At 73.0% G+C, this 24,555-nt stretch carries 22 protein-coding genes; 17 read left to right on the forward strand and 5 right to left on the reverse strand.

All coding sequences use genetic code 11. The features are described from left to right. Positions 1-41: 41 nt before the first annotated feature. From argC to ACFUJY_RS09820, 5 genes are read left to right on the forward strand one after another with little or no spacing between them, the layout of a single operon-like run. A complete protein-coding gene (argC, locus tag ACFUJY_RS09800; protein WP_383297042.1) occupies positions 42-1,070 on the forward strand; it encodes an N-acetyl-gamma-glutamyl-phosphate reductase in 1,029 nt (342 codons plus the stop codon). Further along, positions 1,067-2,221 carry a bifunctional glutamate N-acetyltransferase/amino-acid acetyltransferase ArgJ gene (gene argJ, locus ACFUJY_RS09805; RefSeq protein ID WP_383297044.1) on the forward strand — a complete coding sequence of 385 codons (1,155 nt, stop codon included), beginning with the start codon at positions 1,067-1,069 and terminating at the stop codon, positions 2,219-2,221. Before argC ends, argJ begins: the two co-directional genes overlap by 4 nt. Continuing rightward, complete coding sequence (gene argB, locus ACFUJY_RS09810) at positions 2,218-3,120, forward strand: acetylglutamate kinase (RefSeq protein WP_383297047.1); 903 nt, start codon at positions 2,218-2,220, stop codon at positions 3,118-3,120. The genes argJ and argB overlap by 4 nt, the downstream gene beginning before the upstream one ends. Then, entirely contained in the window at positions 3,117-4,328 is a 1,212-nt protein-coding gene (locus ACFUJY_RS09815) for an acetylornithine transaminase (RefSeq protein ID WP_383297050.1), read from the forward strand. Before argB ends, ACFUJY_RS09815 begins: the two co-directional genes overlap by 4 nt. Positions 4,329-4,338: 10 nt before the next feature. After that, entirely contained in the window at positions 4,339-4,875 is a 537-nt protein-coding gene (locus tag ACFUJY_RS09820) for an arginine repressor (protein ID WP_018103822.1), read from the forward strand. Positions 4,876-4,890: 15 nt separating this feature from the next. On the opposite strand, the gene ACFUJY_RS09825 is transcribed toward ACFUJY_RS09820, so the two are convergent. Both ACFUJY_RS09825 and ACFUJY_RS09830 read right to left on the reverse strand, forming a co-directional pair. Beyond that, a complete protein-coding gene (locus ACFUJY_RS09825; protein WP_383297054.1) occupies positions 4,891-5,598 on the reverse strand; it encodes a L,D-transpeptidase family protein in 708 nt (235 codons plus the stop codon). 91 nt (positions 5,599-5,689) lie between these two features. After that, positions 5,690-6,931, reverse strand: a complete 1,242-nt coding sequence (locus ACFUJY_RS09830) for a HEAT repeat domain-containing protein (RefSeq protein WP_383297057.1) — start codon at positions 6,929-6,931, stop codon at positions 5,690-5,692. Positions 6,932-7,021: 90 nt separating this feature from the next. Between ACFUJY_RS09830 and argH the strand changes: the two genes are divergently transcribed. From argH to ACFUJY_RS09850, 4 genes are all read left to right on the forward strand, one after another. Beyond that, entirely contained in the window at positions 7,022-8,494 is a 1,473-nt protein-coding gene (argH, locus tag ACFUJY_RS09835; RefSeq protein ID WP_383297059.1) for an argininosuccinate lyase, read from the forward strand. Positions 8,495-8,610: 116 nt separating this feature from the next. After that, positions 8,611-9,582, forward strand: coding sequence for an aldo/keto reductase (locus ACFUJY_RS09840; protein ID WP_383297062.1), 972 nt, complete (start codon positions 8,611-8,613; stop codon positions 9,580-9,582). Between the two features lie 62 nt (positions 9,583-9,644). Next, positions 9,645-10,196 carry a TetR/AcrR family transcriptional regulator gene (locus ACFUJY_RS09845; protein ID WP_383297065.1) on the forward strand — a complete coding sequence of 184 codons (552 nt, stop codon included), beginning with the start codon at positions 9,645-9,647 and terminating at the stop codon, positions 10,194-10,196. Next, positions 10,193-11,737 carry an MFS transporter gene (locus tag ACFUJY_RS09850; RefSeq protein WP_383297068.1) on the forward strand — a complete coding sequence of 515 codons (1,545 nt, stop codon included), beginning with the start codon at positions 10,193-10,195 and terminating at the stop codon, positions 11,735-11,737. The genes ACFUJY_RS09845 and ACFUJY_RS09850 overlap by 4 nt, the downstream gene beginning before the upstream one ends. 69 nt (positions 11,738-11,806) lie before the next feature. Here ACFUJY_RS09850 and ACFUJY_RS09855 read toward each other — a convergent pair whose 3' ends face one another. Beyond that, a complete protein-coding gene (locus ACFUJY_RS09855; protein ID WP_143626073.1) occupies positions 11,807-12,478 on the reverse strand; it encodes a 1-acyl-sn-glycerol-3-phosphate acyltransferase in 672 nt (223 codons plus the stop codon). Positions 12,479-12,712: 234 nt separating this feature from the next. Here ACFUJY_RS09855 and ACFUJY_RS09860 point away from each other — a divergent pair, with 234 nt between their 5' ends. Together ACFUJY_RS09860 and ACFUJY_RS09865 are read left to right on the forward strand one after the other, a co-directional pair. Further along, the gene (locus ACFUJY_RS09860; protein WP_383297071.1) at positions 12,713-13,879 is read left to right on the forward strand and encodes a glycerophosphodiester phosphodiesterase; all 1,167 of its coding nucleotides are present in this window, start codon (positions 12,713-12,715) and stop codon (positions 13,877-13,879) included. A 204-nt stretch (positions 13,880-14,083) separates the two neighbouring features. Beyond that, positions 14,084-14,590 carry a GNAT family N-acetyltransferase gene (locus ACFUJY_RS09865; protein ID WP_383297074.1) on the forward strand — a complete coding sequence of 169 codons (507 nt, stop codon included), beginning with the start codon at positions 14,084-14,086 and terminating at the stop codon, positions 14,588-14,590. A gap of 39 nt (positions 14,591-14,629) precedes the next feature. Here ACFUJY_RS09865 and ACFUJY_RS09870 read toward each other — a convergent pair whose 3' ends face one another. Together ACFUJY_RS09870 and ACFUJY_RS09875 are read right to left on the reverse strand one after the other, a co-directional pair. Continuing rightward, a complete protein-coding gene (locus ACFUJY_RS09870; protein WP_143626076.1) occupies positions 14,630-15,064 on the reverse strand; it encodes a hypothetical protein in 435 nt (144 codons plus the stop codon). A gap of 2 nt (positions 15,065-15,066) precedes the next feature. Next, positions 15,067-15,426: a hypothetical protein gene (locus ACFUJY_RS09875; protein ID WP_018103833.1), complete on the reverse strand. Its 360-nt coding sequence runs from the start codon at positions 15,424-15,426 to the stop codon at positions 15,067-15,069. A 594-nt stretch (positions 15,427-16,020) separates the two neighbouring features. On the opposite strand from ACFUJY_RS09875, the gene ACFUJY_RS09880 reads away from it, so the two are divergent. The 6 genes from ACFUJY_RS09880 to cobT all read left to right on the forward strand — a co-directional run bounded on the left by ACFUJY_RS09880 (position 16,021) and on the right by cobT (position 24,527). Continuing rightward, positions 16,021-17,070, forward strand: a complete 1,050-nt coding sequence (locus ACFUJY_RS09880) for a methionine ABC transporter ATP-binding protein (protein ID WP_383297078.1) — start codon at positions 16,021-16,023, stop codon at positions 17,068-17,070. Then, positions 17,067-17,735, forward strand: coding sequence for a methionine ABC transporter permease (locus ACFUJY_RS09885; protein ID WP_383297084.1), 669 nt, complete (start codon positions 17,067-17,069; stop codon positions 17,733-17,735). Before ACFUJY_RS09880 ends, ACFUJY_RS09885 begins: the two co-directional genes overlap by 4 nt. 74 nt (positions 17,736-17,809) lie before the next feature. Then, complete coding sequence (locus ACFUJY_RS09890; RefSeq protein ID WP_383297087.1) at positions 17,810-18,664, forward strand: MetQ/NlpA family ABC transporter substrate-binding protein; 855 nt, start codon at positions 17,810-17,812, stop codon at positions 18,662-18,664. 102 nt (positions 18,665-18,766) lie between these two features. Continuing rightward, positions 18,767-19,453: a GNAT family N-acetyltransferase gene (locus ACFUJY_RS09895; protein ID WP_383297090.1), complete on the forward strand. Its 687-nt coding sequence runs from the start codon at positions 18,767-18,769 to the stop codon at positions 19,451-19,453. A 108-nt stretch (positions 19,454-19,561) separates the two neighbouring features. Then, positions 19,562-20,800 carry a precorrin-6y C5,15-methyltransferase (decarboxylating) subunit CbiE gene (cbiE, locus tag ACFUJY_RS09900; protein ID WP_383297093.1) on the forward strand — a complete coding sequence of 413 codons (1,239 nt, stop codon included), beginning with the start codon at positions 19,562-19,564 and terminating at the stop codon, positions 20,798-20,800. A gap of 331 nt (positions 20,801-21,131) precedes the next feature. Further along, a complete protein-coding gene (gene cobT, locus ACFUJY_RS09905; RefSeq protein ID WP_383297096.1) occupies positions 21,132-24,527 on the forward strand; it encodes a nicotinate-nucleotide--dimethylbenzimidazole phosphoribosyltransferase in 3,396 nt (1,131 codons plus the stop codon). The last annotated feature ends 28 nt before the right edge of the window (positions 24,528-24,555 follow it).

The raw sequence follows: 24,555 nt of genomic DNA on the forward strand, positions 1-24,555 counted from the left end.
CATCACTGCGTATAGTCATGCCATCGACTAGGAGGCTTTCGATGGCGGTACGCGCAGCAGTGGCAGGAGCGAGTGGGTACGCGGGTGGGGAACTGCTCCGGCTGCTGCTCGCCCACCCCGGGGTCGAGATCGGCGCGCTCACCGCCAACTCCAACGCGGGCCAGCCCCTCGGCGCGCTCCAACCGCACCTGCGTCCCCTGGCCGGCCGTATCCTCCAGCCCACCACCGCCGATGTGCTCGCCGGGCACGACGTCGTCTTCCTCGCCCTGCCGCACGGCCAGTCGGCCGCCGTGGCCGAGCAGCTCGGCGACGAGGTCCTGGTGGTGGACATGGGCGCCGACTTCCGCCTCCGGGACGCCGGTGACTGGGAGAAATTCTACGGCTCGCCGCACGCCGGCACCTGGCCCTACGGCCTGCCCGAGCTGCCCGGCGGCCGCGCCGCCCTCGCCGGGACCAAGCGGATCGCGGTGCCCGGGTGCTACCCGACCGCCGTGTCCCTCGCGCTGTACCCGGCGTACGCGGCGCGGCTCGCCGAGCCCGAGGCCGTGGTCGTCGCCGCGTCCGGGACCTCCGGCGCCGGCAAGGCGGCCAAGCCGCACCTGCTCGGCTCCGAGGTGATGGGCAACATGTCCCCGTACGGCGTCGGCGGCGTGCACCGGCACACGCCCGAGATGATCCAGAACCTCAGCGCCGCCGCCGGCGAGCCGGTCACCGTCTCGTTCACCCCGACCCTGGCGCCCATGCCCCGCGGCATCCTCGCCACGTGCAGCGCGAAGGCGAAGCCCGGCACGAACGCCGAGAGCGTGCGCGCCGCCTATGCGAAGGCGTACGCGGACGAGCCGTTCGTCGACCTGCTGCCCGAGGGGCAGTGGCCCGCCACCGCCGCCGTGTACGGCTCCAACGCCGTGCAGATCCAGGTCGCGTACGACGCGGCGGCCGGGCGGATCGTCGTGATCAGCGCCATCGACAACCTTGCCAAGGGCACCGCGGGCGGGGCCCTGCAGTCCATGAACCTCGCCCTCGGACTGCCCGAGGACACAGGTCTTTCCACGATCGGAGTCGCACCGTGAGCGTCACGGCAGCACAAGGGTTCTCGGCGGCGGGCATCGCCGCCGGAATCAAGGACAACGGCAATCCGGACCTGGCCCTCGTGGTCAACAACGGTCCGCGCCGCGCCGCCGCGGGCGTCTTCACCTCCAACCGCGTCAAGGCCGCCCCCGTCCTCTGGTCCGAGCAGGTCCTCAAGAGCGGCGAGGTCTCCGCCGTCGTCCTCAACTCCGGCGGCGCCAACGCCTGCACGGGCCCGCAGGGCTTCCAGGACACCCACGCGACCGCCGAGAGGGCCGCCGAGGTCCTCCAGGGCCACAGCGCGGGCGAGATCGCCGTCGCCTCCACCGGGCTCATCGGCATCCTGCTCCCCATGGACAAGCTGCTCCCCGGCATCGAGAAGGCAGCGGCGGCGCTCAGCGAGCACGGCGGCGAGAAGGCCGCCATCGCCATCAAGACCACCGACACCGTGCACAAGACCGCCGTCGCCGGCGGCGAGGGATGGACCGTGGGCGGCATGGCCAAGGGCGCGGGCATGCTCGCCCCGGGCCTGGCCACCATGCTCGTCGTGCTCACCACCGACGCCGACGTGGACGCAGCCGGGCTCGACGCCGCGCTGCGCGACGCGACCCGCACCACCTTCGACCGGGTCGACTCGGACGGCTGCATGTCCACCAACGACACCGTGCTGCTGCTGGCCTCCGGCGCCAGCGGGATCGCCCCGGAGCAGAAGGAGTTCGCCGAGGCCGTCCGGACCGTCTGCGACGACCTGGCCCGGCAGCTCATCGGGGACGCCGAGGGCGCCTCCAAGGACATCCGGATCGAGGTCGTGAACGCCGCGACCGAGGACGACGCCGTCGAGGTGGGCCGCTCCATCGCCCGCAACAACCTCCTCAAGTGCGCCATCCACGGCGAGGACCCCAACTGGGGCCGGGTGCTCTCCGCCATCGGCACCACGAAGGCCGCCTTCGAGCCGGACGCGCTCAACGTCGCCATCAACGGCGTCTGGGTCTGCCGGGGCGGCTCGGTCGGCGAGGACCGCGACCTGGTCGACATGCGGTTCCGGGAGGTCCGGATCACCGCCGACCTCGCCGCGGGCACCGAGTCGGCGGTCATCTGGGCCAACGACCTCACCGCGGACTACGTCCACGAGAACAGCGCGTACAGCTCATGACGACGGCGCGGAAGCACACCGCACTCCCGAAGGCGCAGACCCTCATCGAGGCCCTGCCCTGGCTGACCCGGCACAACGGCAAGACCGTCGTCATCAAGTTCGGCGGCAACGCCATGATCGACGAGGACCTGAAGGCGGCCTTCGCCCAGGACGTCGTCTTCCTGCGCCACGCCGGCCTCAAGCCCGTCGTCGTGCACGGCGGCGGCCCCCAGATCAGCGCCCAGCTCGACAAACAGGGCCTGGTCAGCGAGTTCAAGGCCGGCCTGCGCGTCACCACGCCCGAGGCGATGGACGTCGTCCGCATGGTGCTCGCCGGCCAGGTCCAGCGCGAGCTGGTCGGCCTGCTCAACCAGCACGGGCCGCTCGCCGTCGGCATGACCGGCGAGGACGCCCACACCATCACCGCCGTACAGCACCGGCCCACCATCGACGGCGAGTCGGTCGACATCGGACGGGTCGGCGAGATCACCGCCATCGACACCGGCGCCATCCAGGCCCTGCTGGACGACGGCCGCATCCCGGTCATCTCCTCCATCGCCCGGTCCGCCGACGACAACCACGTCTACAACGTCAACGCCGACACCGCGGCCGCCGCCCTCGCCGCCGCGCTGGACGCCGAGACGCTGATGGTCCTGACCGACGTCGAGGGCCTGTACGAGGACTGGCCGAACAGCGACGACGTGATCAGCCGGCTCACCGCCACCGAATTGGAGAAGCTGCTGCCCGAGCTGTCCAGCGGCATGGTGCCCAAGATGCAGGGCTGCCTGCACGCCGTACGCAACGGGGTGGAGACCGCCCGCGTCATCGACGGCCGGGTCCAGCACTCGATCCTGCTGGAGATCTTCACCGACGAGGGAATCGGCACGATGGTCGTGCCCGACGCACAGGGGGAGTCATGAGCAACGCCGAACTTTCGCAGCGCTGGCAGCACGCACTGATGGACAACTACGGCACCCCGAAGCTGTCCCTCGTGCGCGGCGAGGGCGCCCGCGTGTGGGACGCGGACGGCACCGAGTACCTCGACTTCGTCGGCGGCATCGCGGTCAACGCCCTGGGCCACGCCCACCCGGCCGTCGTGGCGGCGGTCACCGCCCAGGTCTCGACCCTCGGGCACGTCTCCAACCTGTTCATCGCCGAACCGCCCGTCGCGCTCGCCGAACGCCTCCTCGGACTCTTCGGCCGCACCGGCCGGGTCTTCTTCTCCAACTCGGGCGCCGAGGCCAACGAGGCCGCGTTCAAGATCGGCCGGCTGACCGGACGCACCCACATGGTCGCCACCGACGGCGGCTTCCACGGCCGGACCATGGGCGCGCTCGCGCTCACCGGCCAGCCCAAGAAGCGCGAGGCGTTCACCCCGCTCCCCGGCGACGTCACGCATGTGCCGTACGGGGATGTGGAAGCGCTGCGGGCCGCCGTCACCACCGACACCGCGCTGGTGATCATCGAGCCCATCCAGGGCGAGAACGGCGTCGTGGTCCCGCCCAAGGGCTATCTGGAGGCCGCCAGGGAGATCACCCGGGCCACCGGCACCCTGCTCGTCCTGGACGAGGTGCAGACCGGCATCGGCCGGTGCGGCACGTGGTTCGAGTACCAGGCCCACCAGGGCGTCGAGCCGGACCTCGTCACCCTCGCCAAGGGGCTCGGCGGCGGACTCCCGATCGGCGCCACGGTCGCCTTCGGGCCGGCGGCGGACCTCCTCGCACCCGGACAGCACGGCACGACGTTCGGCGGCAACCCGGTCGCCTGCGCCGCCGGCCTCGCGGTCCTGGACACCCTCGCCGCCGACGGCGCCCTCGACCGGGTGAAGCGGCTCGGCGAGCGCATCCGGGAGGGCGTGGAAGGGCTGGGGCACCCCCTGGTCTCCCACGTCCGGGGCTCCGGCCTGCTGCTGGGTATCGTGCTCACCGAGCCCCTCGCGCCCCAGGCGCAACAGGCGGCTCAGGGTGCCGGTCTCCTGGTGAACGCGCCCGCGCCCGACGTCCTGCGGCTCATGCCGCCGCTGACCATCGGCGACGCGGAGGTGGACGCGTTCCTCCGGGCACTGCCGGGCGCCCTCGACGCGGCATACGGGGACGGACGATCCGGAGAGAAGCGCTCCGGAGAATGAGGCGACGACGATGACCGAGGCGCAGGAATCCGAGTTCGGCGGGCCTTCGGTGCCGCAGACCCGCACGGCGCGCCACCGCAGGATCGTGGACATCCTCAACCGGCAGCCGGTGCGCTCCCAGAGCCAGCTGGCCAAGCTCCTCAGCGACGACGGGCTGAGCGTCACCCAGGCGACGCTCTCCCGGGACCTGGACGAGCTGGGCGCGGTGAAGATCCGCAACACCGGCGGCGAGCTGATCTACGCGGTGCCGAGCGAGGGCGGTTTCCGCACCCCGCAGGCACCGCTGGGCGGCTCCGCCAAGGAGGAGCGGATGCGCCGGCTCTCCGCCGAGCTGCTGATCTCGGCGGAGGCCTCGGCCAACCTGGTGGTGCTGCGCACACCGCCGGGCGCCGCGCAGTTCCTCGCCTCGGCCATCGACCAGGCCGAACTGCACGACATCCTCGGCACCATCGCGGGCGACGACACGCTCATGCTGATCAGCCGCGACCCGGCCGGCGGGCAGGCGCTCGCCGACCATCTGCTGCGGCTCGCGCAGAACGAGCGCTGAGGCCGGGCGCCGCGGTCAGTAGTTGGTGATCGCGGTCGCGCCGGCCAGCGTGCCGATCGCGATGTGCGGGCTGCGGGCCGGATCGGCCCAGGCCAGGATGCGGTCCATCGCGTCCGCCGGGACGGAGACGCAACCGGCGGTCGCACCGCTCCCGTTGACGTGCAGGAAGATCCCGGCGCCCCGGCCGCGCACCGGCTCGTCGTAGTTGAAGCCGATGACGAGCGCGCGGGCGTACTGCGTGGGGTACGCGGTGATCTGCTCGGACTCCGACGCCCGGCAGTCGGACGGCAGCGGCTCGACCCAGCGGTTGTAGTCGACGGCCTCGTTGTCCTCGCACCACCAGGACTTGGTGGTGGCCTGCCGGTACGAGTAGCGCGTGCCGGCGGGCGCGGCCTTGACCCCGAAGGCGTACGGCAGGTCGTACAGGCCGGTCGGCGTCGTATAGGTGCTCTGCTGACGGGTGCTGCCCTCGGTGAGCCCCTTCGAGCCGAACCGGGCGGCGGCGGTCCCGGCGGCGACCCACTTCCCGTCGCGCAGGTCCCACCAGGTGAGGGTGCCGGCGGTGGACGAGGTGGAGTCCGCCATGGCGGTGATCAGTTGGGTGCCGCCGCCCGTGTCGGCGAGCCGGGTCGGCAGCGGGGCGGTGGCCAGCGGGGGCCGGCCGGCCCCGACCACGGTGCCGAGGGCGAGCAGGACGGCGGCGGTAGTCACAAGTCTTCGCATGCCAGGGACTCTAGGCCGCGCGTCGCCCGGCCGCCCCCGAAATGACCCGTCAGCCGGTACGGGACCGGCCCGCCGCCCGCGAAACGGCCCGTCAGCCGGTACGGGACCGGCCCGCCGCCCGCAGCAGCCGCCGCGCCGCCACCCGCACCGCCCGGGGCGACTCCGGATCGTCGCGCCCGCGCAGCCACGCCACCGGGAACTCGGCCGCGTGGGGGAGCAGCGCCCCGGTGGCCGCCCGCACCACGGCGGATGACGGGTCGTCCAGCAACGGCATCAGCCCCTCCCGCCGCACCGCGTCCAGCGCGCGCAGCCCGGTCACCGCCTGCGCGCGCACGGCCGGGTCCGGGTGCCGGACCAGGGCCCACAGCGTGTCCGCGTCCGCCTTCCGGTCGCCGCACTCGCCGAGCCCGGCGGCGGCGCCCGGCGCAACGGCCTCGCCGGCGCACAGCGCCCGGTACAGCGGCAGCGGATCGGTCCCGCCCCGGCGCACCACGTACCGGGCGCAGGCCCGTACCACACCCGAACGGTCCGTCAGGTGGGTCCGCGCCTCCTCGTACCGCCCGGCCCGCCGCAGCGCGGTGACTCCGGCGGCCCGGACGCGGCCCGAGCGGCCGGTCAGCAGGGTGTCGAGGACGCCGTCGTCGCGGCCCGTCTCGCGCACCGCGGCGACGGCCGCCTCCGCGCACAGGTCCTGGAGGACGGCGTCCCCCGACCGCGCGGCGATGCGGGCCAGCCGGAGCGGCGGCAGCAGTCCGCGCTCGACGGCGACGCGGTGGGCGAACCGGCGCGTCGCCCGGTCGGCGCTCTCCAGCAGCGGGTGCAGGTGCTCGGCGGGGCCCTCGCGCAGCGCCCCGCCCAGCAGCTCCACGGCGAACCGGCCCCGCTCGCGCCGGCCCAGGAGCAGGATCAGCTCCGCCTGCGCGACGAGCCCGGTGGCGGGTGCCTCGGCGAGCACGGCCCGGGCCCGCCGACGTACCGGAGCCGCCCAGTCCGCGCACCGCACGACGACCAGGGGCAGCAGGTCCGGGTAGCGGGACACCCGGTCGAGCGCGGCCTCCCGGATGCGGCCGCTGGGATGGCACAGGCCGAGGGCGGTCCCGGAATCCGCCGCGGCCGTCCGCTCCCGGGCGCGCGGGAAGGACGGCAGCAGGCCGGTCCAGTCCCCGAGCGGCGACGGTCCGCCGCGCGAGGCGGACGTCGGAAGGCGGTCCGGCGTCAGCCGCCGCACCGCCAGATCGACCGCCACCCAGTGCTCCGCCGAGTCACGCCCGAGCACCTCGCGCAGCGGCACACCGTCGGCCAGCTTCCGGACCGTCGTCCCTGCGTCGTCCATGATTCCCCCAGGCGTCCGGAGGCCGACCGTACCGGCGCCCGGACCACCCCGGCACCCTCTTTGACAAAGCATGCAGACCTCTGCATAGTTATGCCTATCAATGATCGTGGCACTTCCGAGGAGCACCCAGTGAGCAACGGCAACGGCAACGGCGACGTACGTCTCTGGGGCGCCCGCTTCGCCGACGGACCGGCCGAGGCGCTGGCCCGGCTGTCCGCTTCCGTCCACTTCGACTGGCGTCTCGCGCCGTACGACATCGCCGGCTCCCGTGCCCACGCCCGCGTCCTCCACAAGGCCGGCCTGCTCACCGAGGACGAGCTGAACCGGATGACCGCCGGGCTCGACCAGCTCGAAGCGGATGTGGCCGACGGCTCCTTCACCGGCACCATCGCCGACGAGGACGTCCACACCGCGCTGGAACGCGGCCTGCTGGAGCGGCTGGGCCCCGACCTCGGCGGCAAGCTCCGGGCCGGCCGGTCCCGCAACGACCAGATCGCCACGCTCTTCCGGATGTACCTGCGCGACCACGCCCGCGTCATCGGCTCCCTGGTCGCCGACCTCCAGGACGCCCTGGTCGGCCTCGCCGAGGCCCACCCGGACGTCGCCATGCCCGGCCGTACGCACCTCCAGCACGCCCAGCCGGTGCTCTTCGCCCACCACGTCCTGGCCCACGTGCAGTCCCTGTCCCGGGACGCGGAGCGGCTGCGGCAGTGGGACGAGCGGACCGCCGTCTCGCCGTACGGCTCCGGCGCGCTGGCCGGGTCCTCGCTGGGGCTCGACCCGGAGGCGGTCGCGGCCGACCTCGGCTTCGAGCGGGGCTCGGTGGGCAACTCGATCGACGGCACGGCGTCCCGGGACTTCGTCGCCGAGTTCGCGTTCGTCACCGCGATGATCGGCGTCAACCTCTCCCGGATCGCCGAGGAGATCATCATCTGGAACACGAAGGAGTTCTCCTTCGTCACCCTGCACGACGCCTTCTCGACCGGCTCCTCGATCATGCCGCAGAAGAAGAACCCGGACATCGCCGAACTCGCCCGCGGCAAGTCGGGCCGGCTCATCGGCAACCTGACCGGTCTGATGGCGACGCTCAAGGCCCTGCCGCTCGCGTACAACCGCGACCTCCAGGAGGACAAGGAGCCGGTCTTCGACTCCTGCGACCAGCTGGAGGTGCTGCTCCCCGCCTTCACCGGCATGATGGCGACGCTCACCGTCAACCGGGAGCGCATGGAGGAGCTGGCCCCGGCCGGCTTCTCGCTCGCCACCGACATCGCCGAGTGGCTGGTCAAGAAGGGCGTGCCGTTCCGCGTCGCCCACGAGGTGGCCGGCGAGTGCGTCAAGGAGTGCGAGCACCACGGCATCGAGCTGGACGAGCTGACGGACGAGCAGTTCGCGAAGATCTCCGAGCACCTGACCCCGGAGGTCCGGACCGTCCTCAACGTGGCCGGCGCCCTCGCCTCCCGCAGTGGGCGCGGCGGCACCGCCCCCTCGGCCGTCGCCACCCAGCTGGCCGAGGTCAAGGCCGACCTGGCCGTGCAGCACGCCTGGGCGGACGCGCGCAAGTAGCCGGGAAGGCAGCGCGGGCTACGTTGAGGGGTGAGGGATGTCCCGTGGTCCCCGGCGGGCGCGCGGCGCCGGCTACGGCACCCCTCCGCGTCCTGCCCGACGACGAGGAGCCCGCGATGCCGTTCGCCCGACTGTCCGAAGCGACCACCCCCACCGCCCACATCGGGCTCGGCCTGGCCGCCGTCGGCCGGCCCGGCTACATCAACGTCCACCGAGACCGCGACCTGCCCCCCGGCCGCTCGCCGGACGCCCTGCGCGACCGTACGCACGAACTCCTCGACGCCGCCTACGCGCAGGGCGTCCGCTACTTCGACGCGGCCCGCTCCTACGGGCGCGCGGAGGAGTTCCTGGCCGGCTGGCTGGCCGCGCACCCCGAGGCGGACGACGTCGTCGTCGGCAGCAAATGGGGCTACACGTACACCGCCGACTGGGGCATCGACGCGGAGGCGCACGAGGTCAAGGACCACAGCCTCGCCGCGTTCGAGCGCCAGCGTGCCGAGACGGCCGCGCTGCTCGGCGACCGGCTCGACCTCTACCAGATCCACTCGGTGACCCCGGACAGCCCGGCGCTCACCGACAAGGAGCTCCACGCCCGCCTCGCCGAACTGGCCGCGGGAGGCGTCAGCGTCGGCCTGTCCACCAGCGGCCCCGCCCAGGCCGAGGCGATCCTCGCCGCGCTCGCCGTCACCGTCGACGGCGCCCCCCTCTTCCGCACGGTCCAGGCCACCTACAACGCGCTGGAGACCTCGGCGGGTCCCGCGCTCGCCGAGGCGCACGCCGCCGGGCTCACTGTCATCGTCAAGGAGGGCATGGCCAACGGCAGGCTCGCCGGCGACCAGGCGCCCGCCGTCGTGCGGGAGATCGCCGCCGAGGAGGAAGTGGGGAGCGACGCGGTCGCCCTGGCCCTGGTGCTCCACCAGCCGTGGGCCGGCGTCGTGCTCTCCGGCGCGGCCACCGTCGCCCAGCTCTCCGGCAACCTGCACGCGGCCGTCCCCGTCCTCGACGAGCAACGGCGCGCGACGCTGGAGGCCCTGGTGGAGGAACCGGAGGCGTACTGGCGGCACCGCGCCTCGCTGCCCTGGAACTGACCGAGAACGGACCGGGCACCCCGGGCGAGACGTTGATGTCTCATCCGGGTTAGTGTTGTCCCATGACTTTTGACCGTGAGCAGGTGCTGCGCAGTGCCGCCGCCCTGCTGACCCGTAGATCCAACGCCACCATGGACGAGGTCGCCAAGGCGGCCGGTATCGGGCGCGCCACCCTGCACCGGCACTTCGCCGGGCGGGACGCCCTGGTCAGGGCGTTGGAAGAGCTGGGCATCCGGGAGTTCGAGGCCGCGCTCGACGCCGCCGCGATGGACGAGGGCACGAGCGAGGAGGCGCTGCGCCGCTTCGTCCGAGCCGTCGAGCCGAGCGCCGGGCTGCTCTCGTTCCTCGTGACGGAGAACCAGCTCTGGGAGGGCGGCAACCAGGACGCCGGCTGGGACCGGCTGGACGCCCGCGTCGCCGCCTTCTTCCGGCGCGGCCAGGAGCGCGGCGAATTCCGCATCGACCTGACCCCGGCCTGGCTCACCGAGGCGCTGTACGGGCTCATCGGCAGCGGGGCGTGGGCCGTTCAGGCGGGCCGGGTGGCCGCTCGGGACTTCCCCTACATGATCGCCGAGTTGCTGCTCGGCGGCACACGCCGGAGCGTGGAGCAATGAGCAGCGTCGAAGAGCACCCGGAGCCCCCCGTCGATCCGTACCGCCCCGGGCGCTGGATCGCGCTGGCCGTCCTCGTCCTCGCCGTGCTGCTTGTGGCCGTCGACGCGACCGTGCTCGGCCTGGCGACCCCGTTCCTCAGCGAGGACCTGGAGCCGACCGGCACCCAGCTGCTCTGGATCGGTGACGTCTACTCCTTCGTGATCGCCGGGCTCCTGGTCTCCATGGGCAGCCTCGGCGACCGCATCGGCCGCAAGAAGCTGCTGCTCTGCGGCGCCACCGCCTTCGGCGCGGTCTCGGTGCTCAACGCCTACGCGCACACGCCCGAGATGATGATCGTGGCGCGAGCGCTGCTCGGCGTCGCGGGCGCCACCCTGATGCCGTCCACCCTCGCCCTCATCCGGAACCTCTTCCACGATCCCCGCGAGCGCAGCCTCGCCATCGGCATCTGGGGCGCGATGGCCTCGGCCGGCGCCGCCGTCGGGCCCGTCGTCGGCGGCTTCCTCCTCGAACACTTCTGGTGGGGCTCGGTCTTCCTCATCAACCTCCCCGTCATGGCCGTGCTCGTGGCGGTGGGCGTCAAGATGATCCCCGAGTCGAAGAACCCGGCGCCCGGCCCGTGGGACCTGCCGAGCGTGGGCCTCTCGCTGGTCGGCATGATCGGGGTCGTCTACGCCATCAAGGAGATGGCCGCCCACGGCACGAGCTGGACCTCCGCCCTGGTGGGCGTCGCCGGCCTGCTGGCGCTGATCTGGTTCGTACGCCGTCAGTTCCGGCTCACCGCGCCGCTGCTGGACATGCGGCTCTTCCACCACCGGGGCTTCTCCGGAGCGGTCCTCGCCGACCTGCTGACCATCCTCGGCCTGTCCGGGATCGTCTTCTTCCTCTCCCAGTTCCTCCAGCTGGTCCAGGGCCGCGGACCGCTGGAGGCCGGGCTCGCCGAACTGCCCGCCGCCGTCGGCGCCGTCACCGCGGGTCTGCTGGCGGGCACGGTCGCCCGGCGGTTCACCGTACGGGTGGTGGTGTCCGGCGGGCTCGGCGCGATCGGCCTGGCGCTGGCCGCGGTCGCCGCCGTCCACCGGGACACCGCCTACCCGCTGATCGGCGCGCTGCTCCTGATCGTCGGCGTGGGCGCGGGCTTCGCGTTCACCGTGACGTCCGACGTCATCCTCTCCAGCGTCCCCAAGGAGCACGCGGGCGCCGCCTCCGCGGTCTCCGAGACGGCCTACGAGCTGGGCGCGGCGCTCGGCATCGCGCTGCTCGGCTCCATCGTGACCGGCGCCTACCAGGACTTCACCGCCCCGCCCGGCACCCCGCCCGCCGTCTCGGACGCCGCGCACGAATCGCTCGGCGGCGCCGTGGAGTCCTCGCACCTGCTGCCGCCGCACGAGGCCGCCGAGATGGTCACCGCCGCCCAGGACGCCTTCGTGGGCGGGCTGCACCTCGCCTCGGTCGTCGGTGCCGTCGTCCTGGTGGCGACGGCGGTCGTCGCCTGGTTCCTGCTGCGCGGTCAGGAGCTGGAGGAGGGCATCGTGCACGAGTAGGACGCGTACGAGAAGGGTCCGCTTCCCCCGGACCGGGGGAAGCGGGCCCTTCTCGGACGTCCCGTCGGATCAGGCGGCCTTCGCCTTGGTCGCGTACATGTCCACGTACTCCTGGCCGGACAGCCGCATCACCTCGGCCATCACGGAGTCCGTCACCGCGCGCAGCACATAGCGGTCGCGGTCCATGCCCTCGTAGCGGGAGAACTCCATCGGCTCACCGAAGCGCACCGTGACCTTGCCCGGCCGGGGCAGACCCGAGCCGCCCGGCTGGAGCTTGTCCGTGCCGATCATCGCGAACGGCACCACCGGAGCGCCCGTCATCAGCGTCAGCCGCGCGATGCCCGTACGGCCCCGGTAGAGCCGGCCGTCGGGGGAGCGGGTGCCCTCCGGGTAGATGGCGAACGCCTTGCCCTCCTCCAGCACCCGCCGGCCCGTCATCAGCGCCGCGACACCGCCGCGCCCGCCGTCCCGGTCCACCGGGATCATGCCGACGCCCGTGAAGAACCAGGCCATCAGCCGGCCCTTGAGGCCCTTGCCCGTCACGTACTCGTCCTTGCCGATGAAGAACACCGGACGGTCGCAGCAGATCGGCATGATCATCGAGTCGATGAACGTCAGGTGGTTGCCCGCCAGGATCACCGGCCCGCTGCCCGGAATGTTCTCGATGCCCTCCATCCGGGGACGGAACATCAGGCGCAGGATCGGTCCGAGCACTGCCTTGATGAGTGCGAGACGGGACAACGCTTCCTCCGGTGTAGTGGCCGGGCCGGCCGGGGCGACGGATTGTAAAGGTCCATGCAGGTGAGGACGATACTCGCGGGTACCGGCCGATCGCACATCGGGTTCACGCGTCGGAAACGCCGTGTTGACATGTGTTCGCGCCATGTTCGTCCAGGTGCCGCCCCCAGGACCGTACCCCTGCCTACGCTCGATCCTCGCTCGACAGGTGCCGTACATCACATGCGAGGAGCATTCATGACAGAGCGTGCGCAGGCCGCGCCGGGACGCCGGACCGTCGTCGGGGCGGGGGCCGCCGTCCTTGGCACCGCCGCCCTGGGCGTCACCGCAACGGCGCAGGCGGCCGACCGGAACGGCGGACACGGCGGCCGCGGCGGCCACCGCCTCGACCTGCCGGTCCCGACCGTCATCGGCCACCGGGGCACCAGCGGCTACCGCCCCGAACACACGCTGGGCTCCTACCAGCTCGCCCTGGACATGGGCGCGCACATCATCGAGCAGGACCTCGTCCCCACCCGCGACGGCCACCTCGTCTGCCGTCACGAGAACGACATCACCGCCACCACCGACGTCTCCGCCCACCCCGAGTTCGCGAACCGCCGGACGACCAAGACCGTCGACGGTACCTCCCTCACCGGCTGGTTCACCGAGGACTTCACCCTCGCCGAGCTGAAGACGCTCCGCGCCAAGGAGCGCATTCCGGCCAACCGCCAGAAGAACACGCTGTACGACGGCCGCTGGGAGGTCCCCACCTTCGAGGAGGTCCTGCGCTGGGCCGACCGTGAGGGCCGCCGCCGCGGAAAGCCCGTCTGGCTGTACGTCGAGACCAAGCACCCCAGCTACTTCCGGGGCCTCGGACTCGGCCTGGAGGAACCCCTCGCCAAGCTGCTGCGCCGCTACGGACGCCACCGCGCCCAGTCCCCGGCGATCCTCCAGTCCTTCGAGCCCGGCAGCGTCCAGCGGCTGGCCCGGCTCGTCGCGACCCCGCGCATCGTCCTGCTCTCCGGCGCGGGCACCCGGCCGTGGGACTTCGAGGTCTCCGGCGACCCGCGCACCACGGACGACCTGGTGAAGCCGGCCGGGCTGAAGTGGATGGCCTCCTTCGCGCAGGGCATCGGCCCCACCCTGGACCTGATCATCCCCAAGGACGCCGCCGGCCGGCTCACCGAGCCGACGACCCTGGTGCGCGACGCCCACGCGCAGGGCCTCGTCCTCCACCCGTACACGATGCGCAACGAGAACACCTTCCTGCCCGCCGACTTCCGGCGCGGCAGCGACCCCAACGCGTACGGGGACGCGTTCGGCGCGTTCGCCGCGTACTTCGCGACCGGGATCGACGGGATCTTCTCCGACAACCCGGACACCGCCCTGCTCGCGGCGGCGGGCTTCGCGGCGAAGAGGTAGGACCGCGGGCCCGACTCCCCGTCAGCACCCGGCTTCCGTCACATCGCAGGGGAGTTGGCTATGTCACAGGGGAGTTTGGGCCCCATCCGTTCCCGATGCCTTGGATGTCTGCGCAGAATGCTCGCGGCGGAGGTTGTCGCCCCTGGACCGTGGGAAAGGTGCGGGAGACAACCGGCGGATCAGGTGAGCGGGAGGCATGCGCACATGGGCATGAGCGTGATCATCTCGGCGGCGGACGTGCGGGACGCCGAAGAGATTCTGAAGCTGCAGTACCTCTGTTTCCAGAGCGAGGCGGAGCTGTACGGCAATTACCGCATCGACCCGCTCGTCCAGACCCTCGACTCCGTGCGCACCGAGATCGCGGAGAACCTGGTCTACGTGGCGCGGCTCGGCGACGAGGTCGTCGGCTCGGTGCGGGGCTCGATCGACGAGGAGGGCGCGGGCCGGATCGGCAAGCTCTGCGTGCACCCCCGGCTGAGGGGCCACGGCCTCGGCGCCCGGCTGCTCCGTTCGGCGGAGGCGGGCCTCGCCGACGAGCGCGCCGCCACCCGCTTCCGGCTGCACACCGGCCACCGCAGCGAGGGCAACCTGAGGCTCTACCAGCGCGCGGGGTACGCCGCCGTGGGCAACGCGACCGGCAGTGACGGGGTCATGATGATCCTGCTGGAGAAGGAGGCCCAGGCACCCACCGCGTACGTGGCCAGCGCCTAGCCGCCTCCGCGGTGCACGGCGAGCGCCGCGCGCGGGCCCTCACGCGGTCCGGGCGCGGCGCAGCCACATCATCCCGGTCACCGGCAGGATCACCGGGATGAACAGGTAGTCCCGGCCGCAGTACGACCACACGGTCGCGTCGGCGAACGCGGACGGCTCCACCAGCGTCCACGTCCCCACGATCAGCACGCCGGCCAGCTCGGCCGCGCAGCACACCAGCGCTGTCCGGCGGGCCCGCTCGCCGCCGCGCACCAGCGAGTACGTGATGAAGCCGTAGACGACCGCGGCGACCGCCGACAGCACGTACGCCAGGGGCGCGCGGCCGAAGTCCAGGATCATCTGGACGATCGAACGGGAGGCCGCCGCCACGGTGAACACGCCGTAGAACCAGACGAGGACCCGGCCGGGACCGGAACCGAGGTCGAAGGGCCGCTTCTCGCCGGCCGCCGCCTGCGTGGTGTCGGTGTCGGTCACGGTCAGCTTCCCCAGATGTCGTAGAGCCGTACTTCGAGGACGGCCAGGACGACCGCGCCCGCCGCCACCGTCACCGAGCCCCAGCGGGTCCGCTCGCTCAGTGACAGGAAGCCCGCCGCCGGCACCGCGAGGAAGGCCCCGGCGAGGTACGCGATGAAGATGGTCATGCCCTGCTCGGGCCGCTCGCCGCGGGCCAGCTGCACGATCCCCGTCACCAGCTGCGCCAGTGCCAGCAGCGAGACGACGGCCATGCCGATGAAGTGCCAGTCCTTGGTGGGCTGGTCCCGGTAGGCGGCGTATCCGCACCAGGCGGCGAGGGCGAGGGCGGCCACGGCTACCGCGACCGTCAGGGCGTCGAGCATGAGCCGAGGGTATTACGGCGCGCCGGGCCCTCCGCGTGCGCCCCCGGTTCGCGGGGGGAGGGCGACGGCGGCCCTGGATCGTGGCCTTGACCACAGGGCGCGCGGCTTCCGGGCGTCGGCGGAGCGGGGGCACCGGCTAGGTCAGGGGCACATCGATGCAGGTCAGAGCCGTATGGCTGGAATACGTCGGCCGATACGTGTCTGCCGGGCCAGCCCATCCACCACTGTCCGCTATTCGGACAATCGGTCCGGCCGGAAGCTCACGTCTGTTTTACTTGTGCCCATGACCACGACGAGCAGCCGCACCCTTGCGACCGAGGCGATCACGACGCCCGGTGCTCGTTGTATGTGTCGAATGCGCGCCTTCTGAGGGCCCACGACCGAGCCTCGCGCCCCGAAGCGAGCCCCCTTCCCCCCGGCCGTCCGCACCCGGCGGAACGAGCCCGCACGGGCCCCGGCCCGCGGTGACCGCCGCGCCCGGACGCCCCGGGGAGCCGCTCGGAACGTCCGATCGAAAACGTCCGGATCACCCCGGACGCATGCCCCGTGCCCGGCGGACACCGCGCCGCGCACTCGACAGTGACGGAAACCCCTGTGATCACCACGACGGGCCTCACGAAGGTCTACCGTTCGCGCGACCGCGAGGTCACCGCCCTGGACGGCGTCGACCTCCATGTACGCGAGGGAGAGGTGTACGGCGTCATCGGCCGCAGCGGCGCCGGCAAGTCCTCCCTCATCCGCTGCGTCAACCTCCTGGAACGCCCCACCTCCGGCACCGTGACCGTGGCCGGCCAGGACCTCACCGCCCTCGCGGGCCGGGGCCGCCGGGCCGGCAAGGAACTGCGCGAGGCGCGCAGCCGCATCGGCATGGTCTTCCAGCACTTCAACCTGCTGGCCTCCCGCACCGTGCAGCGCAACGTCGAACTCCCCCTGGAGATCCTCGGCGTCACCGGCCGCGAGCGCTCCCGCAAGGCCCTGGAACTCCTCGACCTGGTCGGCCTCGCCGACAAGGCCAGGTCCTACCCCGGCCAGCTCTCCGGCGGCCAGAAGCAGCGCGTCGGCATCGCCCGCGCCCTCGCCGGCGACCCCAAGGTGCTCCTGTCCGACGAGGCGACCTCCGCCCTGGACCCCGAGACCACCCGCTCCATCCTCCAGCTCCTGCGCGACCTCAACCAGCAGCTCGGGCTCACCGTCCTGCTCATCACGCACGAGATGGACGTCGTCAAGACCATCTGCGACTCCGCCGCGCTGATGCGGGGCGGCCGGGTGGTCGAGTCCGGCACCGTCGGCGAACTCCTCGCCACCCCCGGCTCCGAGCTGGCCCACGAGCTGTTCCCGGTCGGCGGCACGGCCTCCGCGCCCGACCGCACCGTCGTGGACGTCACCTTCCACGGCGAGGCCGCCGCCCGCCCGGTGATCTCGCAGCTCTCCCGTACGTACAACATCGACATCTCGATCCTGGGCGCCGCCATGGACACCGTCGGCGGCCGGCAGATCGGCCGCATGCGCATCGAACTGCCCGGCCGGTTCGAGGAGAACGTCGTCCCGATCGGCTTCCTGCGCGAACAGGGCCTCCAGGCCGAGCTCGTGGAAGCCGCACCCGTGCCCGTACCCGCACCGCTCACCAAGGAGGTGGCGAAGTGACCTGGTCCGAAATGCAGCCGCTGCTGACGCAGGGCACCGTCGACACCCTCTACATGGTGCTGTGGTCCACCCTCGTCACCGTCCTGGCCGGACTGCCCCTCGGCGTCCTGCTCGTCCTCACCGACAAGGGCGGACTGCTCCAGAACACCCCGGTGAACAAGATCGTCGGCGTGATCGTGAACATCGGCCGCTCGCTGCCGTTCATCATCCTGCTGATCGCCCTGATCCCGTTCACCACCTGGGTCGTCGGCACCTTCATCGGTCCCACCGCGATGATCGTGCCGCTCGCCGTCGGCGCCATCCCGTTCTTCGCCCGGCTGGTGGAGACGGCGGTCCGCGAGGTCGACCACGGGCTCGTGGAGGCCGTCCAGTCCATGGGCGGCTCCATCCCGACGATCGTCCGCAAGGTCCTCCTCCCGCAGGCTCTGCCCTCCCTGGTCTCCGGCATCACCACCACCGTCATCGTGCTCATCGGCTACTCGGCGATGGCCGGCGCGGTCGGCGGCGAAGGGCTCGGCTCCAAGGCCGTCACCTACGGATTCCAGCGCTTCGACAACCGGTTCATGCTGATCACGGTCGCGCTGCTGATCGTCATCGTGACCCTCGTCCAGCTGATCGGCGACCTCGCCGTCCGCCTGCTGGCCCGCCGCGGCCGCACCTCCTGAGACTTCCCTTCCTCATCAAGCCCGCACTCCTTGTCCGGGCGCACCACCATCACCACCTGAAAGAGGCACTTTTCGTGCGTACCAGCATCAAGATCACCGCCGCCGCCGCGGCCACCACCGCGCTCGCCCTCGGCCTCACCGCCTGCGGCACGGACTCCGACCCGTCGTCCAAGAGCGGCGGCACCGACACCTCCAAGGCCCTCGTCGTCGCCGCGTCCCCGACGCCGCACGCCGACATCCTCGGCTTCGTCAAGAAGAACCTCGCCGACAAGGCCGGCCTCAAGCTGGAGATCAAGGAGTTCACGGACTACGTCCTGCCGAACACCGCCACCGAGACCGGCCAGGTCGACGCCAACTTCTTCCAGCACCAGCCCTACCTGGACGACTTCAACAAGAAGAACGACACCCACCTCGTCTCCGTCGGCACCGTCCACCTCGAACCCCTCGGCCTCTACTCCAAGAAGGTCAAGGGCCTCGACTCCATCAAGGCCGGCCAGACCATCGCCGTCCCCAACGACACCACCAACGAGGGCCGCGCGCTCCAGCTGCTCGCCGAGAACGGCCTCATCACCCTCAAGGACGGCGTCGGCACCAGTGCCAAGCTGAGCGACATCACCGACAAGAAGGGCCTGAAGTTCAAGGAGCTGGAGGCCGCCACGGTCCCGCGCGCCCTGAACGACGTGGACGCCGCCGTCATCAACGGCAACTACGCCATCGAGGCCGACCTCAAGCCCGCCAAGGACGCCCTCGTCCTGGAGAAGGCCGACGGCAACCCGTACGCCAACATCGTCGCCGTCAAGAAGGGCGACGAGAAGGACCCCCGCGTCCAGAAGCTCGTGAAGCTCCTCCACTCCGACGAGGTCGAGAAGTTCATCGAGGACACCTACCAGGGCTCCGTCGTCCCGGCCTTCGGCGACGCCAAGTCCTGACCCGTACGCACCACTTGCCGCCGGAGCCCCGCACACCCCGCCCGGGGGGTGCGGGGCTCCGCCGTACCCACCCGGCCATGCACGCGCCCCCCGCGATGCTGCATGCTGTGCATTTACACGGTCTTCGGCATGGAGCTGCGCATGACTTCCACCTTCCCGGACATCTCCATCAGCACGGACCGGCTGGTGCTGCGCCCATTCGACATGGCGGACATCCCCGCGTACATCGAGATGATGAACGACGAGCTGGTCACCGCCTGGACCGACGCGCCCCACCCCTACACCCAGGTCGACGCCGAACGCTGGGTGCGCAGAATCGCTCCGGCACACCGCACCAAGGGCGACGGGATCGCCCTGGCCGTCACCGAGTTCCTGACCCAGCGCCTCGTCGGCTCCGTACGGCTCCGCAACACCGACTGGCGCGCCCTGTCCACCGAGGCCGCCTACATCACCGCCCCCTGGGCCCGCGGCGAGGGCTACGCCACCGAGTCCGTGCTCGCCGTCGCCCAGTGGCTCTTCCGCGACCAGGGCTTCGAGCGCATCGAACTGCGCACCGCCGCCGACAACACCGCCTCCCAGCAGGTCGCCCAGAAGCTCGGCTGCATCAGCGAGGGCGTCCTGCGCAACGCCCGCATAGCGCGCACCCGGACCGAGAACGGCACGGACGGCGGATGGACCGACATCCGCACCGACCTCATCGTCTGGGGCCTGCTCCCCGAGGACCTGGAAGGCGTCGCCGAACAGCTCGCCGACGCCGGCGGGTACGGCACCTACAACGACTGGAACTGACCGGCTCCGGGGCCCCGGAGCCCCGGCGGAGGGGACCGGGTAATCTCACCCTGCCTGCTTCCGGGCAGCCCGCCCCGCCTGCGACGACTCCAGGAGAATGACACCAAGATGGCCGACCGGGTCACAGTGATCGGCTGGGACGGCTCGCCGCTGACCAGAGCGGCCACCGCAGCGCTGTCGGCCGCGACCCTGGTCGCCGGGGCCGCCCACCACCTCGCGCTGCCGGAAGTCCCCCGGAGCGCCGAACGCATCCGCCTCGGCTCCGTCGACCTCGCCGCCCGCCGCATCGCCGTCCACCGCGGCAGCGCCGTCGTCCTCGCCGACGGCGACCCCGGCTTCTTCGGTGTCGTCCGCACCCTGCGCGCCCCGGAGCACGGCCTGGAGGTCGAGGTCGTCCCGGCCGTCTCCTCCGTCGCCACCGCCTTCGCCCGCGCCGGCATGCCCTGGGAGGACGCCCAGACGGTCGTCGCCCACCCCCGCACCCTGCGCCGCGCCGTGAACGTCTGCCGCGCCCACCACAAGGTCGCCGTCCTCACCTCGCCCGGCGCCGGACCCGCCGAACTCGCCCTGCTCCTCGAAGGCGTCCACCGCACGTTCGTCATCTGCGAGGAGCTGGGCACCGACCGCGAACAGGTCACCGTCGTCACCTCGGACACCGCCGCCGACCACGTCTGGCGCGACCCCAACGTCGTCATCGTCATCGGCGGCGGCCCCGAGCGGCAGGCCGACGGCGCCTGGATCGCCGGCCGCCACCCCGCCTACCCGCAGGGCGTACGGGGATGGGCGCTGCCCGCCGGCGCCCACCCCGGCCCGGGCGCCCGCCCGACGGGGGAGAGCGGCGAGGGCGAGGGCCCCGTCCTGCGCGCCGCCCAGCTCGCCCACCTCGGCCCCCGCACCGGCGACCTCGTCTGGGACATCGGCTCCGGGGGTGGCGCGCTGGCCGTCGAGGCGGCCCGCTTCGGCGCCGCGGTCCTCGCCGTGGACAGCGACCCCGACGCCTGCGCCCGCACCACGGCCGCCGCCCGCGCCTCCGGCGTACAGCTCCAGGTCGTCGAGGGCCGCGCCCCGCACGTACTGGAACGGCTGCCCGAGCCCGATGTCGTACGCATCGGAGGCGGCGGCGTCCCCGTCGCCACCGCCGTCGCGGACCGCCGGCCGGAACGGATCGTCACGCATGCCTCGACCCGCGACGAGGCCGAGGCACTGGGCGCCGCACTGGCCGGCAACGGCTACACGGTCTCCTGCTCACTCCTCCAGTCCGTCGAACTCGACACGACCGCCTGGTCGGAGCGCGAACGCACGGTCGTCTTTCTGCTTTCCGCACTTCGTTCGGACCTTGCCCCCTGACCCGTCGGCAAGCGGTGCGAGGTAGGCTGGCCGATCGTCGCACCGCTCCCGGACGTTCGTTGCTTCGTTCGTCAATGTCCGGAAAAGGGGACTGTTTTGGTCCCCGTTGTGGTACGGCGGCACCCTGGGACGCGCAACGTGGCGCAGTCCACAGCGGGCCGTGGCGAAATGAGCTGCCTCGGCGGCGAACGACCGCGAGAATGCAGGATGTCCGCGACCGACTCGTGCCGCGCGGCGCGCCCGCTCGTTCCACCGGACGAGCGCCGCGTGCCGTGTCCGGGCGTCCCGGGCGAAGGGCCGAAGGAGCACTGACGATGGGCGAGGGGAACGCATGAGTGACACCGGCCGGATCCCGGGCGAGGGACTGCCGGAGAACACGGGCACGGTGGAGCAGCCGGGCGTCCCCGCGCCCGACTCCTACACCTACCTTGAACCCTCCGCGCAAGCCCCCGAGGACGACGACCTCCTCCTGATGCCGAGCGCCCAGGGCGCCTGGGGCGAACCCCAGCCGGTCGCCCAGACGACGGATCACTACGCGGACCCCGCCGCGCAGGGCGCGTACCAGCCGCACTACCAGCCGGCCGACCCGGCGCACGCCCAGGGCCCCGTCCAGCTCCAGGAGCAGGCCCCCGCCTACGCGATGCACCAGGCCGCCGCCGCGCCGCTGCCCGGGACCGGCCCCGGTACGCACGAGTCCGGAGGCCGCGATTCCGGCTCCGTCGACCTCGGCGCCGTCCGCATCCCCGCCCCCGCCGCGCAGCCCCAGGCCCCCGTCCGCCGCCCGCTGCACCGCGGCCCGGCCTCGCCCGAGCCGTCCTACGGCGGTACGTCGGGGGCCGGCGTGGTCCGCTCCCTCGCCGACCGGGGCCCGGCCGGAGCGCCCCCGGCCCGCCACGCGGGCCCGGCGACCGCCGAACCCGAGTACTTCGACCCGCAGCCGGCGGACCAGCCCCTTCCGGGCCCGCAGCTCGGCGAGATCCCGCCGCAGAACGCCCAGCAGTGGGCGGCGCCGGTGCCGCCGGAGACCCCGGCCGCCCCGGAGCAGGCCGCGCCCGAGCCCGTCGCGGAGCCCGCGGCCCCCGCGGCCGAGGCACCGACCGCGGTGGCGCCGGAGGTCCCGGCACCGGTCGCCGAGCAGCAGCCGGTCCCGGAGCCGGTGGCCGTGGTGGAGCCGGAACAGGCCGCGACGCCGGAGCCCGTCGCCGTGGCGGAGCCCGAGCCGGCAGTGGTCGCGGAGCCCGCACCGGCCCCGGTCGCCGATGCCGAGCCGGCCGCGGAGCCGGCGGTCGTGGCGGAGCCCGTCCCGGCCGAGGAACCGCAGCCCGCGCCGGCCGCCGAGCCGGAGGCCGTGGCGGAACCCGTCCCCGCCGCCGAGCCCCAGCCCGCTCCCGAGCCCGAGCCCGTGCAGGCCGTCGAGCCGCAGCCCGAGGCCGTGGCCGAGCCCGCACCGGCCGCCGACCCGCAGTCCGTGCCGGTGGCGGAAGCCGCACCGGCCGCCGAGCCCGCGACGGCCGCCGAGGCACAGCCCGTGCCGGCAGGGGAGGCCGCACCGGCCCCCGAGCCGGAGCCCGCGCCCGCCGCCGACGTGCAGCCCGTGGCCGTGGCGGAGCCCGCACCCGCTCCCGAGCCGGAGCCCGTGGCGGTGGCGGAGCCCGCACTCGCCGCCGACCCGCAGCCCGTGGCCGTGGATGAAGCCGCACCCGCCCCCGAGCCGCAGCCCGTGGCCGTGGCCGAGCCCGCACCCGCCCCCGAGCCGGAGCCCGCACCCGCCGCCGAACCGCAGGCCGTCGCTCCGGCGGAGCCGGCCCCCGCAGCCGGGGCGGAGGCGGACGCGCTCCCGGCGGAACCGGTCGACGCCCCGGTCGCCGGACAGTCGATACAGCCCGCGGCGCCCGCCCCCGAGTCCGAGTCCGGTCCCGAGGTCATCGAGACCCCGGACCTGGGCGACGAGGCGGAGCCCGTACCGGCCGAGGCCTCCGAGCAGGCCCCCACGGCTCCCCCCGCGCCCGGCTACGACGACGCCGAGCGGGAGGCGGTCCTGCGGGTGATGCGGGAGCGCCGGGACATCCGCAACGGCTTCCGCAGCGACCCCATCCCGCACGAGGTGCTGCTGCGCGTCCTGGAGGCCGCGCACACGGCGCCCAGCGTGGGCCACTCGCAGCCCTGGGACTTCGTGGTCATCCGGTCCGCCGAGACCCGCCGCTCGATGCACGAGCTGGCGCAGCAGCAGCGGGAGGCGTACGCGCAGTCGCTGCCGAAGGCGCGGGCGAAGCAGTTCAAGGAACTCAAGATCGAGGCGATCCTCGACACCCCGGTGAACATCGTGGTGACCGCCGACCCGACGCGCGGGGGCCGCCACACGCTCGGCCGGCACACCCAGCCGCAGATGGCCCCGTACTCCTCGGCGCTCGCCGTGGAGAACCTGTGGCTGGCGGCCCGGGCCGAGGGCCTGGGCGTGGGCTGGGTGAGCTTCTTCGACGAGCGCGAGATGGTGCGCGCGCTCGGGCTGCCGGAGCACCTGGAGATCGTGGCGTACCTCTGCGTGGGATACGTGGACGAGTTCCCCGAGGACCCGGAGCTGATGCAGGCGGGCTGGTCGAAGCGGCGCCCGCTGTCCTGGGTCGTCCACGAGGAGACGTACGGCCGCCGCGCCCTGCCCGGCGAGGCTCCGCACGATCTGCTCCAGGAGACGATCTCCGACATCCGCCCGCTGGACGCCAAGGCGCTGGGCGAGGCGTGGGAACGCCAGAAGCGGATGACGAAGCCGGCCGGCGCACTCGGCATGCTGGAGATCATCTCGGCGCAGCTGGCCGGGCTGTCCCGGATGTGCCCGCCGCCGATCCCGGAGCCGGCGGCCGTCGCGGTGTTCGCGGGCGACCACGGGGTGCACGCCCAGGGCGTCACGGCGTGGCCCCAGGAGGTCACCGGCCAGATGATCGCCAACATGCTCGGCGGCGGTGCGGTGTGCAACGCGTTCGCCTCGCAGGTGGGCGCCGAGGTGTGCGTGGTCGACGTGGGCGCGGTCGCCGAACTGCCCGCGATGCCGGGCCTGCTGCCCCGGAAGGTACGGGCGGGCACGGCGGACTTCACCACCGGACCGGCGCTCACCCGCGAGGAGGTCCACGCGGCGATCGAGGTCGGCATCGAGACCGCCCGCGACCTGGTGGCGGCGGGCAACAAGGGCCTGCTGACCGGCGAGATGGGCATCGCGAACACGACGGCGTCGGCCGCGCTGATCTGCGTGTACACCGGGATGGACCCGGCCGAGGTGACGGGCCGGGGGACCGGCATCAACGACGAGATGCACGCCCGCAAGATCGACGTGGTGCGGCGCGCCCTGGAGCTCCACCAGCCGGACCCGGCGGACCCGATCGGCGTCCTGGCGGCCGTGGGCGGCCTGGAACACGCGGCGATGGCCGGGTTCCTGCTGGGCGGCGCGTCGCTCCGTACGCCGGTGATCCTGGACGGCGTGAGCGCGGGCGCGGCGGCCCTGGTGGCCCGGGCGATCGCCCCGGAGGCCCTGGCCGCGTGCATCGCCGGCCACCGCAGCGCTGAGCCGGGCCACGTGGCCGCGCTCAACAAGCTGGGCCTGCGCCCGCTGGTCGACCTGGACCTCCGCCTCGGCGAGGGCACGGGCGCCCTGCTGGCGCTGCCGATCGTGCAGAGCGCCGCGCGTGCGATGCACGAGGTGGCGACGTTCGACTCGGCGGGCGTGACGGAGAAGTAGCGCGGCACCGGTGCGGGGGCTCTGCCCC

Source organism: Streptomyces sp. NPDC057249 (assembly GCF_042669245.1).
In the GTDB taxonomy this organism is placed as follows: domain Bacteria; phylum Actinomycetota; class Actinomycetes; order Streptomycetales; family Streptomycetaceae; genus Streptomyces.